The sequence below is a fragment of the Massilia consociata genome (assembly GCF_042432755.1).
GTDB lineage: Bacteria > Pseudomonadota > Gammaproteobacteria > Burkholderiales > Burkholderiaceae_D > Telluria > Telluria consociata.
The window spans coordinates 88,364-98,931 of the sequence record NZ_JBHLWP010000007.1 but is presented as its reverse complement, the minus strand read 5'-3'; the positions used below and the strand labels follow the sequence as shown (position 1 = coordinate 98,931).

Sequence of the window (10,568 nt, the reverse complement as noted above, 5' to 3'; positions counted from 1 at the left end):
AGACGTCCAGCGTGGCCAGGTCCTGGCCAAGCCGGGCTCGATCAAGCCGCACACCAACTTCACCGGCGAAGTGTACGTCCTGTCGAAAGACGAAGGCGGCCGTCACACCCCGTTCTTCAACAACTATCGTCCGCAGTTCTACTTCCGTACGACTGACGTGACCGGTTCGATCGAACTGCCGGCAGACAAGGAAATGGTCATGCCAGGCGACAACGTGTCGATCACCGTCAAGCTGATCGCTCCGATCGCGATGGAAGAAGGTCTGCGCTTCGCAATCCGCGAAGGCGGCCGTACCGTCGGCGCGGGCGTGGTTGCCAAGATCCTGGCCTAATTTCGGTTAGCCGGACAGGAAGGGCGCTCGCAAGGGCGTCTCTTCCACCCAACGATGGGGACAGACTTTTTGGTCTGTCCCCATCTTTATGAGAGGGAACGATGTTATACTCCCGCCTCTTGAGCAGTACCGAAGTACCTTTTACACATTGCCGGCACCTCGCCGGAACGTTCTTTTAAAGGAAATAGCATGTCCGCTCCGAACCAGAAAATCCGCATCCGCCTGAAAGCGTTCGACTACAAGCTGATCGACCAGTCCGCCCTGGAAATCGTCGATACCGCCAAGCGCACCGGCGCGGTTGTCAAGGGCCCGGTCCCGCTGCCGACCCGCATCCAGCGTTTCGACATCCTGCGTTCGCCGCACGTCAACAAGACCTCGCGCGACCAGTTCGAAATCCGCACCCACCAGCGCCTGATGGACATCGTTGATCCGACCGACAAGACCGTTGACGCACTGATGAAGCTGGACCTGCCGGCTGGCGTCGACGTCGAAATCAAGCTGCAGTAATCCTCAGCCAAGCCGTACATTCGCAGGCGCAGCAATGCGCCGCGGAGCGAGGGCCGGGCCGTCCGCGAGGACGCCCGGCCCTTGTCATTCCGGGCTCAGTTCATGAACTGGTACAGCACCGGCACGAGCAGGCCCGCAAGCACCGTGCCGCCGCCGAGCAGCAGCACCAGCAGCGCGTAACGGCCGAGCCAGCCGATCACCGTGGGGTCGCGCGACATGCCTGTGAAATGCGAGCGCAGGCCGGCGGAAGTAAGGCGCGTGGCATCGTCCGGCAGATGTTCGAAGTCTGGCATGGGGCCTCCAGGCAAAAGCCCATTGTCGAGCCCGCTCTCGCAGCACACTTTGCGCTACCGCATATCGCCTGCGCAGGATTGCAGGCGTGGCAGCGCTTTCCAGTACCGCGTCACCGCGCCATCTCCTGCCGTACATCGACCGCCCCGAACCGCTCGCAGCCCGCGTCAACGCAGGCTGAGCCAGGGCGCGGCGCGCCCCGGCCAGGCGCTGACAGGCCCGTTCAGCCCTTGGTGCCGGTCTTCCAGCGCAGGCCGAACCCGAAATGCCGGTCCATCAGCTCGTGCGCGCTGGTGCCGCCTTGCTGCTGGAAGTACTCGGCCAGCTTGGTGACCTGCAGGCTGCCGCCGCGGTTCTCGATGAGGGCGATCGCGCACATCATCTGGTTGCCGCCGCCGTCCAGCCGCACCTCGATCGGCGCCTGTTCCGGCGCGGAGATGGTCACCACGCCGTCGGTCGCCGCCCAGTTGGGCACACCCTCGTAGATGAAGGAGAAGATCAGCGCGCGCCGGATCTGGTCGAAGCGCTCGCCGTTGATGTACAGGTTTTCGCCGCCGGCCGCCGCGCCGGTACGGTCGTCGGCATCGAGCCGGATGAACGGCTCGCGCTCGAAGTCGCCCCAGGCGTTGCCGAGCGCCTGCACCAGGCCGCGCCGGCCGTCGGCGAGCTCGTACATGCAGCCCAGGTCGAGGTCGATGCCGCCGCGTCCCTTGCGGGCCGCGCCACCCAACCCGCCCAGCCCGCCGCCGATCAGCTTGTCGAAGAAGCCGGTTTTTGCCTGCGGTTGCGGCGGCTGCGGCGCCGCCGATACCGACTGGTTCCAGTTCAGGTTGACATGGATGCGGCCGAAGCCCCTGCCGGCGCGCTTGTCGAGCGAGACCTTGTCGCCGCGCTTTTCCAGCGTCACCTTCGACAGCGAGACCTTCGGTTGGGCCGGCGCCGGCGGCGGGGCCGCAGGGGAAGCGGGAGCGGGGGCGGGGGCGGCTTCGGTGCCGCCGAAATGGGCCAGCAGCGCCGACAGGCCGCCATTGAAACCCTGGCCGACCGCACCGAAGCGCCAGGTGCCGTCGCGGCGATACAGCTCGCCGACGATCACCGCCTTTTCGTCCCCGAAATCCGCTCCCGACCACGGGAAGCGCACCGCGCTGCCGAGGTTCAGGGAGCAGGCGCCGAGCGCACGCATCGTCTGGGCGCCGTCGATGGCCGCCACGAACACCAGCTTGGCGATGGTGGCCGGCAGCCGCTCGAGGTCGACGGCGAAGCGCGCCGCGCCGCCCGCCAGGTCCAGCCGCACCGCGCCTTCCGGGCTGGCCAGCTGGTTGTAGAACACCATGTAGCGGTCGTCCGACAGCCGCTCGGACGCGTCCAGGCCGAAGCACGAGACGTCGACCGACATGCCGGGGGCCTGGATGGCCACCTCGACCGTGAATGCGGTGCCGCAGCCGAGGTCTGCCAGCTTGCCTTTCTGGCCACGTGCGAACAGGTTCATGAGGGTTCTCCTTCCATCGATGGGGTGCGTCCCGACGCGGTGCGGCCGCCGTCGAACGCGTGGGCGCCGAACAGGCGCGATTGCGCCACCAGGCGCTCGGCCCAGGCGCGGTGGGTGGCGACCTCGCACATCGCGTCGTCCATGCGGAATACCGCCGGGCTGGCGTCGTCGAGGATGGCGTGCGCCACGGCGAGATCCTGCGGGCGCACCTTGTAGTGCTGCTCGATCGGCGCGATCTGGGTCGGGTGGATTGCCGTCTTGCCGACCATGCCGTAGGCGAGATCTTCCGTGACTTCCTGGTCGAGCAGTTCGGGCAGGTCGAGGTATTCGAACACCGGCGCCGTCAGCGCGAAACCGTAGGGGCGGAAGGTCGTCACCAGCCGCGCGATGACGGGGCCGAGCGGAGTGCGGTAGATCGTCATGCCGCGCGGACGGCGCAGGCCGAGCAGGGCGAGCAGGTCGTTGCCGCCGATGCGCAGGGCCAGGATGCGGTGGCGCACGCCAGGCGCCTCGAACACCGTGCGCAGCTGCTGCATCTCGTTGTCGCTGAAGACTTCCGCCGTCTCCAGCGTCGGCATCAGGACGTGGCCGGTATCGCGCACGAGGCGGAAATAGGTGTCGAAGTTGTGCCGCGTGACCTTCGGCAGCACGAAGCCGGTCAGTTTCTCGACGCCGGGCATGGCCAGCACGCGCGCCATCACTTCCGGATTGCGCACGCGCACGAAACGTTCGGCCGCGATGTCGGTCTTCATGTTCGCCAGCACGACCGACAGGTTGAACAGCGACCAGCTCAGTTCGCGCTCGGCAACCGCGTCCTCGGTGCAGAAGATGAGCGAGCGCGCCTGCGGCAGCTTGTCGCCGTTGGCAATCTGCGCCAGGTTCTTGTGATTGGCAGGCACGTACAGCGATGCCCCCATGGGCTTAACCATCTGATGCACTCCTGATCAGGGATACTGCGTGATAGGGCAGTGCCGGGTCGATCTCGACCGGCACCTGTTTTTCCTCGGCCAGCACCAGAAGGTGGGCAAGGGCCGGATGCGCCGCATCGGCCGCCCCGGGCTGGCGCAGCACCAGCAGGCGCGGCACGCGGCGCAGCAGCACGCGCGTGGCCTCGCCGATGCCGGGCTTGATGAGGTTGACGTCGGCAATGCCGTAGCGCCGCATGGCGTGGGCAAGGTAACTGCGCGAGCGCTCGGCGGCCTGCGCGGCATCGAGTGCTTGCGCCGCGGGGAGGCCGGCGCCGGCCTGCGACCTTGCCAGCTCCACCAGCGCATCGGCAAAGCGCTGCGACTGGTCGTGTTCGGCGAACTCGCCGTAATACACGCAGCCGTGAAAATCGTCCGGGCCGATGCGCTCGTCCAGCACCGTGCGGCTGACCAGCCCCGACACCGTCGCGTTCAGGATGCTCGACGGGATCAGGTAGTCGTCTCCCGATGCCGCGCAGGCGGCCGCCCCGGCCAGGTCCGACAGCACGTACAGGCCGTTGTCGATGTGCGATCCGTGGGCGGCATTGAAGGCGGAGACCGACAGCGCCAGCTCGCGCGCGATCACGCCCTTGCCCGTCCAGCCGTCCACGAACACGATCGACTCCGGGGCGTGGCCTTCGGCCAGGATGTGGCGCAGCGCCGCGCCGTCGATGCCGCGGTCGCGCACGATCGATACCGAATAGTGGACGGCCTGGCGGCCGAGCACTTCGCGCAGCAAGCGCGTGACGACGACGCCGACCGGCGTGCCGGCACGCGCCAGCGACACGATGGTGATCGGGCCCGCGCGCCGCGCGGCGACCAGCGCCGCCAGCCGCAGGCAGTCCGCCGCCATGCGCGCGTTGTTGGCGCGGCAGGCCTGCTCGAACAGCGCCATGTAGCGCGCCGACGGCACCGATTCCGGCGACAGCATCTGGCTGTAGTGGCGCCGGCCCGACTGGATCAGCCGTTCCTTCTCCGCCACGCTGGTGAATTCCTGCGCCTGCAGGCGCGTCAGCAGGAAGTCCACCTCGCCGCTGCGGTAGCTGCCGGAGAAGCTCACAAGGCCTCCACGGTCAGGCGCGCGAGCTGGGTCGCGCGAGGGACGATGGCGTAGTCGCAGGCCGCCATGAAGCGTGCGTCCGAGCGGCTGTCGCCCATGCCGAGGGTGACGATGTCGCCGTGCTCGGCGCGCAGCAACGCGGTGACGTGGGCCACGGCATGCGCCTTGTCGAGCGCCTTCGGCAGGATGGCGAGGTTGTTGCCGTTGCGGTGGACGAAATAATCGCGCTCGCCGTCGGCGATCCACGGCCGCACCACCTCGGCCTCGATGCTCGCCAGGCGCTCGTGGCGCTTGTCCGGGTCCTTCACGACCAGGAAGAAGGGCGTGGCGAAATCCTCGATCATGCGCGCGCGGTCCTGGTAGCCGGTGCGCGCGCCATGCTCGTCGATGTGCCGGGCCAGCTCCTGCAGGCCGGGCAGGGCGGCATGCATCGCGCCGCGCATTCCTTCCAGCCAGCCCTGGTCGGCGCTGCCGCCGGGCTCCAGCACCACGCCGCCGTAGTTGATGATGGCGTAGCTGTCGAAGGGCAGGTGCACGCGGCGCAGGCCGTCGAGGTCGCGCGCGGTGGTCGGGATCACCGTGGTCCCGTCCTGCACGAAACTGAAGAAGGCGCGCTGCGCACGGGTGGTGTACGAGCACACGCTGCCGTCCTTGTAATAGGCGGCCGGTTCGAGCGCGTCGGCCGCGCCGCACTTCTCGAACGTCTGGAACAGCGTGTCGTCCAGGTCAGCAAACAGGAACTTCTTCAACGTGGTCCTCGGACTTGAAGTGGAACAGGCGCGCACCCAGCTGGCTGGCCAGCTCGCGCAGGGCGGCACTCGGCGCGGTTTCGTGGCAGACCAGGACATGGTCGTACTGGCCGGGCGCCACGTTATAGATGAAGTTGGCGACCCCTTCGCCGTAGTTGTCGGGGAAGCGCAGGACGTGGCCGACCGCGCCCCAGGCGAGAATCGGCGAGCGGGTCGTGGACTGCACCCGGACGTCGACGCCGCGCCGCTCCAGGGCGGCGCCGAGCAGGGTCGCCGCATGCATGAATTCCCCGGTGCCGAGCACCGCCACTGTCGCGCCGGGCGCGAATTCGCCGGCCAGGCGCGCGGCCAGCGTCTCCGGCGCCGGCAGGGCGCCGGCGAGCCCGAGGCGTCCGAAGCGCACGCTGGCGCCGCGGTCGGCGTCCGGGTCGAAGCGCTGGGCCTCGCCTGCCGGCACGGTGTACTCGCCCGGCGTGAAGCGGTATTCGCCGCTCACCAGCGCACCCATCGTGACCGGCAGGCCGAAGCGGGCGGTCAGCGCCTGCGTGGCCTGCTCGCCCATGAAATTCGTGATCGTTGCCAGGTGCACGCGTTCGATGCCCGGATTCAGGCGGCGGCAGGCGTTGGCCAGGTTCAGGAAGGTATTGCCGGTGCTGGCCTCGTCGTCGACCAGCACCAGGGTGCGCGCATGCAGGAGCAGGTCGCGCAGGGCCGGGTCGTGCGGCAGGTGCAGGAACTGGCGCGGCGCATGGCTGTGCGCTTCTTCGAATTCGATCAAGGGGCCGCTGCCGACGCGATAGCGCGTGGTATGGATGAACAGGGCCGGGTGGCCCGGGTGCGCCCGCAGCCAGGCTTCGAACACGCCCTGGCCCAGGCCGATCGCGGTTTCCGCCATCGCGATGAAGACGACCGGTGCGCCGGAGCGCGGCCCGTCCGTGGCCGGCACGGTCGCGGCCAGGCGGTCGTGGATGGCGATCATGCAAGATGGCGTCACCGGCCAGTGCTTGCCGAGCACCTTGCTCAGGAACAGGAAGCCGCGCTTGGCGTTGGCGCGCGCGGCAAAGCCGAGCAGCTCATCGACTTCCTCGCTACCCTGCTCGAGGGTGAGTTCGAGCGTGCCGGTCGGGAGCTGGACGCTGCGCCGGGCCAGCAGGCCCGGGTCGGACTTCGCATTCATGCCAGCTCCACCGCGTTGGACACTTCGAGCACGCGCATGCCGTCGGCCACCGCCGGCACCTCGACCGTATCGAAGCCGTCGGCAAATCCCTTCAGCGCGATCCACGGCAGGTTCGGCCCGGCCGCGCAGGCCATGGCGATTCCGCCCGACATGCGCGGATTGATCTCCAGCAGGCGCAGCTTGCCGCCGGCTTCGCGGAACTGCACGTTGAACACGCCATTCAGGCCATGGTCGGCCGCCAGCTTCCTGGTCGCCTCGACGATTTCCGGCCGCATGTCGATCAGCTGCCCGGCGCCGGCCTGGGTCAGCTTGCGCCGCGCCACGGCGGCCACCAGGCGGCCCTGGTCGCCCACGCAGTCGACGCTGTATTCATGGCCGTCCAGGAATTCCATCAGCAGCATGGTGCGGAACTGGCCCAGTTCGGCCAGGCCCCGGCGCAGGTCCTGGTAGCCGATGTGGTACTCGACGCCGCCCAGCAGCAGGGCGGCGCTGCTGCGCGCCTCGTCGATGACGGCAAAGCCGATGCCGTAGATCCCGCGCGACGGCTTCAGGCACAGCTTCGCGTGGCGCGGGCGCAGCTCGGCCCAGGCCGCATCGAACTGTTCCAGGTTCTCGAAGCGGCGGAACTCGGCCACCGGCGCCTGCGGCAGGTGCGTCTCGGCGTAGAAGCCGGCCTTGTCGTGGATGAGCTGCAGGCGCGCAGGCGAGGCTGCGCTCAGCACGCGCGTGCCGATCGCGGCAAAGCGGTCGTGCTGGGCCGCCAGGGTCGTCGCTTCGCGGCCCGGCACGAAGAGGTCGATGCGGTGCTTGCGGCAGAAGTCCAGGCACCAGTCCACGTAGGCTGCCGGCTCCAGCCCGGTCGGCTCCAGGTGGAACTCGTGCGCCAGGGGCGCGGCCGGCGTGTGGCGGTGGGCGTTGCTGTGGATGAGGGTGAAGCGGCCGCCGACATCGGCGTCGCGGATCAGCTTGAGGGCGGCGTAGACGGACGAGAACGTCCTGTTGTACCAGACGCGCATGGAGTCCTTTTAGGGCAGATGAAAATGCAGGCGCCTGCGCATGAGCCCATGTGCAGGCGCCAGGAGGATCAGACGTTCACGCCGAACGAGCGCGCGAGCGGGCCAAGGCCACCCTTGAAGCCCTGGCCGACGGCGCGGAACTTCCATTCGCCGCCATGGCGGTACAGTTCGCCGAAGATCATCGCTGTTTCGGTCGAGCTGTCTTCGGACAGGTCATAGCGTGCGATCTCGGCTTCGCCGTTGGCGTTCAGGCAGCGGATGTAGGCCTTGCCGACCATGCCGAAGTTCTGGCGGCGCGCGTCGGCGTCGTGGATGGTGACGCAGAACGAGATCTTGTCAATGTCGCCCGGCACGCGCGCCAGGTCGACCGCGATCTTCTCGTCGTCGCCTTCACCCTGGCCGGTGGTATTGTCGCCCGCATGGACCACCGAGCCGTCGCTCGACTTGAGGTTGTTGTAGAAGATGAAATCGGCGTCGCCGCGCACCTTGGCGTCGGTCTTGAGCAGGAAGGCGCTGCCGTCCAGGTCGAAGGCGGTGCCGTCGGTCGAGCGTGGGTCCCAGCCCAGGCCGATGATGACCTTGGTGAGCCCTGGAGCTTCCTTGCTCAGGTTGACGTTGCCGCCTTTCTGCAGACTGATTGCCATATGCACTCCTTTTCTGATGGAAGGGGATGGCCCCTGATGCTGCTCGCAGTGCGCGGGGCGGCACCGGGGCCATCGGGATCAAACGCCAATATAGGCGCTAATTGCTCGATTGTACACAGCAGGATTCCAGCGCGCGATGCCGCATTGGCCGCGTGAATGTGTCCATACAGCGTTGCCGGTTCCGTAACAATCCCGTCATAATGTCGGCCGGAAGGAGTCAGGATGGCAACAATGAAGCAGGTGGCGGAGCGGGCGGGTGTATCGACCTCGACCGTCTCGCACGTAATCAACAGGACACGGGCCGTCAGCGGGGAGGTACGCGAGCGGGTGCTGGCAACCATCGACGCGATGGGGTACATCCCGAACGCCATGGCGCGCGGCCTCAAGAACGACAAGACCACCACCATCGGCGTTTCCATCCCCGACAACACCAATCCCTGCCTGGCCGAGCTGCTGCGCGGGATCGAGGACGCGGCCTTCGAGGTCGGCTACAACATCATGCTGTGCAACGGCTACGAGGACCCGCAGCGCCAGGCCGCCCACCTGCGCGGCCTGATCGAGAAGCGCATCGACGGGCTGGTCCTGGTCGCCGGGGCGGCACGCGACGAACTGGCGCCGCTGCTGGCCCATCAACGCGTGCCGATCGTGCTGGCCGACCACGAGGTGCCGGACGTGGACAGCGATTTCATCGGCCTCGACCATGAAGCGACCGGCTATGTGGCCACCCGGCACCTGGTCGAGCTGGGCCATCGCCGCATCGCCTGCGTGGCCGGCCCCGAAGCGGAGCCGGCCGGCCGCGAGCGCCTGGCCGGTTACCGCCGTGCGCTGGAGCAAGCGGGTCTGGTTCCGGACCCGGCGCTGGTCATCCACGGTGCGCCGGATGCCGCCGGCGGACATGCCGCCGCGCAGGCGCTGCTGGCCTTGGCCGCACCGCCCAGCGCGCTGTTTGCCTGCAACGACCTGATGGCGCTGGGCGCCCTGTGCGCCGCCCAGGAAGCCGGCATCGCGGTGCCGGGCCAGCTGTCGGTGGCCGGCGGGGACGACCTCGGCATCGCCGCCTTTTCCAGCCCGCGCCTGACCTCCGTGGCCCAACCGCTCTACGCCATGGGGCGCCAGCTGGCCGAACTGCTCATCAGGCGCATCCGCGGCGAGGACGGGCCGTGCCGCCGCCTGCGCCTGCAGGGCGCGCTGGTGGTGCGCCATTCCAGCGCCCCCCCGGCGCCAGGCCACTAGGCCGCGGCGCGTTCGTCGCCCGGATCGGCAACCGGCGCCACCGCCGGCCGGACTTCGCCGGTCTGCGCCCCGAGGTGCACGATCTGGGCCGGCAGCGCCAGCCGCACGCCCTGTTCGGCCAGCATGGCCACCACGCCCAGGTAGATTGCCTGCTGCGCGTCCATGAAGGCGAGGTAATCGGCGCTCTCCACGTAATACACGACTTCGAAGGTATAGCCGGGTGGCGCCAGGTTGCTCAGGTGGGCGCGGTCGAAGCGCACCTGCGGCTGGGCGGTCACGATCGCCTCGATCAGGCCGGGCAGGGTGCCCAGCAGCGGCGCGGGCGTGTCGTAGGTGGCGGTCAGCTGGAACATCACGCGGCGCGCCTCCATCCGGCGCAGGTTGCGGATCCGGCTCTTGAGCAGGTCGGCATTCGAGAAGATGATCTGTTCGCCGTCCAGGCTGCGCACGCGCGTGGTCTTCAGGCCGATGCGCTCGACCGTGCCCAGCATCTTGTCGACGATGATGAAGTCGCCCACCACGAAGGGCTTGTCCAGCACGATCGACAGGGACGCGAACAGGTCGCCCAGGATGCTCTGCACCGCCAGTGCGATGGCGATGCCGCCGATGCCCAGGCTGGCCACCAGCGTCGTGATGTTGACGCCCAGGTTATCCAGGATCATGAGGAAGACCACCGCCCACAGCACCACCCGTGCCAGGAAGGCGATCGCGCTCGAGGAGGTCATGCGGTCCGGGTCGCTCGCCTGGCGCTCGCGCGCGCCCGCCAGCCAGGCCCGGACCGCATGGTCGCCCCAGATCGCGCATTGCACCAGTATGGCGGCGATGGCGGCGCGGCTGGCGAACAGCTGCACCCGCTCGGGCAGGGCCAGCAGGCTCGCGCCCGCATACAGGCCGACGATCGCCAGCACCGCGAAGCGGGTGGCCGACAGCGCCGCCGCGGCGGCGCCCAGCGGATGCGAGCCGCTGCGTTCGGCCAGCCCCGACAGGCGGCGCAGCAGGATGGATTTGGCGGCATCGAGGCCGGCCGCGACGACTGCCACGGCAGCCAGGGCCACCAGCCAGTCCGCTACCGGGTTGCCGAGGATAATCAGGTCCATGGTGCTTCT

General features: G+C 68.5%; 12 protein-coding genes. 3 read left to right on the top strand and 9 right to left on the bottom strand.

All coding sequences use genetic code 11. From position 1 onward, the window contains the following. The coding region (locus ACFFJK_RS06605) for an EF-Tu C-terminal domain-related protein (RefSeq protein WP_379678376.1) at window positions 1–331 on the top strand (331 nt) is incomplete at its 5' end. A 189-nt stretch (window positions 332–520) separates the two neighbouring features. Further along, window positions 521–838: a 30S ribosomal protein S10 gene (gene rpsJ, locus ACFFJK_RS06600; RefSeq protein WP_036209000.1), complete on the top strand. Its 318-nt coding sequence runs from the start codon at window positions 521–523 to the stop codon at window positions 836–838. 95 nt (window positions 839–933) lie between these two features. Here the strand turns inward: rpsJ and ACFFJK_RS06595 are convergent, their stop codons facing one another. From ACFFJK_RS06595 to ACFFJK_RS06560, 8 genes are all read right to left on the bottom strand, one after another. Next, window positions 934–1,131, bottom strand: coding sequence for a hypothetical protein (locus ACFFJK_RS06595; protein WP_379678375.1), 198 nt, complete (start codon window positions 1,129–1,131; stop codon window positions 934–936). A gap of 221 nt (window positions 1,132–1,352) precedes the next feature. Further along, window positions 1,353–2,618, bottom strand: coding sequence for a TerD family protein (locus ACFFJK_RS06590; RefSeq protein ID WP_379678374.1), 1,266 nt, complete (start codon window positions 2,616–2,618; stop codon window positions 1,353–1,355). Continuing rightward, window positions 2,615–3,547 carry an HpcH/HpaI aldolase/citrate lyase family protein gene (locus tag ACFFJK_RS06585; protein ID WP_379678372.1) on the bottom strand — a complete coding sequence of 311 codons (933 nt, stop codon included), beginning with the start codon at window positions 3,545–3,547 and terminating at the stop codon, window positions 2,615–2,617. The genes ACFFJK_RS06590 and ACFFJK_RS06585 overlap by 4 nt, the downstream gene beginning before the upstream one ends. Beyond that, entirely contained in the window at window positions 3,540–4,643 is a 1,104-nt protein-coding gene (locus ACFFJK_RS06580) for a cysteine protease StiP family protein (RefSeq protein WP_379678370.1), read from the bottom strand. The genes ACFFJK_RS06585 and ACFFJK_RS06580 overlap by 8 nt, the downstream gene beginning before the upstream one ends. Continuing rightward, the gene (locus tag ACFFJK_RS06575) at window positions 4,640–5,392 is read right to left on the bottom strand and encodes a hypothetical protein (RefSeq protein WP_379678369.1); all 753 of its coding nucleotides are present in this window, start codon (window positions 5,390–5,392) and stop codon (window positions 4,640–4,642) included. Before ACFFJK_RS06575 ends, ACFFJK_RS06580 begins: the two co-directional genes overlap by 4 nt. Next, on the bottom strand, window positions 5,370–6,569 hold the full coding sequence (locus ACFFJK_RS06570; protein ID WP_379678368.1) for a phosphoribosyltransferase domain-containing protein: 1,200 nt from the start codon (window positions 6,567–6,569) through the stop codon (window positions 5,370–5,372). Before ACFFJK_RS06570 ends, ACFFJK_RS06575 begins: the two co-directional genes overlap by 23 nt. Further along, window positions 6,566–7,585, bottom strand: a complete 1,020-nt coding sequence (locus ACFFJK_RS06565) for an ATP-grasp domain-containing protein (RefSeq protein ID WP_379678367.1) — start codon at window positions 7,583–7,585, stop codon at window positions 6,566–6,568. Before ACFFJK_RS06565 ends, ACFFJK_RS06570 begins: the two co-directional genes overlap by 4 nt. A 68-nt stretch (window positions 7,586–7,653) precedes the next feature. Further along, on the bottom strand, window positions 7,654–8,229 hold the full coding sequence (locus tag ACFFJK_RS06560) for a TerD family protein (protein WP_379678366.1): 576 nt from the start codon (window positions 8,227–8,229) through the stop codon (window positions 7,654–7,656). 222 nt (window positions 8,230–8,451) lie between these two features. Here ACFFJK_RS06560 and ACFFJK_RS06555 point away from each other — a divergent pair, with 222 nt between their 5' ends. After that, window positions 8,452–9,462: a LacI family DNA-binding transcriptional regulator gene (locus ACFFJK_RS06555; protein ID WP_379678365.1), complete on the top strand. Its 1,011-nt coding sequence runs from the start codon at window positions 8,452–8,454 to the stop codon at window positions 9,460–9,462. Here ACFFJK_RS06555 and ACFFJK_RS06550 read toward each other — a convergent pair. Continuing rightward, on the bottom strand, window positions 9,459–10,559 hold the full coding sequence (locus ACFFJK_RS06550; protein ID WP_379678364.1) for a mechanosensitive ion channel family protein: 1,101 nt from the start codon (window positions 10,557–10,559) through the stop codon (window positions 9,459–9,461). The two genes, ACFFJK_RS06555 and ACFFJK_RS06550, sit on opposite strands and share 4 nt — an antisense overlap. Between the last annotated feature and the right edge of the window lie 9 nt (window positions 10,560–10,568).

Coding starts and splice junctions, on each gene's coding strand:
- ACFFJK_RS06565 (WP_379678367.1), bottom strand. CDS start 7,585: ATGCGCGTCTGGTACAACAGGACGTTCTCGTCCGTCTACGCCGCCCTC.
- ACFFJK_RS06560 (WP_379678366.1), bottom strand. CDS start 8,229: ATGGCAATCAGTCTGCAGAAAGGCGGCAACGTCAACCTGAGCAAGGAA.
- ACFFJK_RS06555 (WP_379678365.1), top strand. CDS start 8,452: ATGGCAACAATGAAGCAGGTGGCGGAGCGGGCGGGTGTATCGACCTCG.
- ACFFJK_RS06550 (WP_379678364.1), bottom strand. CDS start 10,559: ATGGACCTGATTATCCTCGGCAACCCGGTAGCGGACTGGCTGGTGGCC.
- ACFFJK_RS06590 (WP_379678374.1), bottom strand. CDS start 2,618: ATGAACCTGTTCGCACGTGGCCAGAAAGGCAAGCTGGCAGACCTCGGC.
- ACFFJK_RS06570 (WP_379678368.1), bottom strand. CDS start 6,569: ATGAATGCGAAGTCCGACCCGGGCCTGCTGGCCCGGCGCAGCGTCCAG.
- rpsJ (WP_036209000.1), top strand. CDS start 521: ATGTCCGCTCCGAACCAGAAAATCCGCATCCGCCTGAAAGCGTTCGAC.
- ACFFJK_RS06595 (WP_379678375.1), bottom strand. CDS start 1,131: ATGCCAGACTTCGAACATCTGCCGGACGATGCCACGCGCCTTACTTCC.
- ACFFJK_RS06585 (WP_379678372.1), bottom strand. CDS start 3,547: ATGGTTAAGCCCATGGGGGCATCGCTGTACGTGCCTGCCAATCACAAG.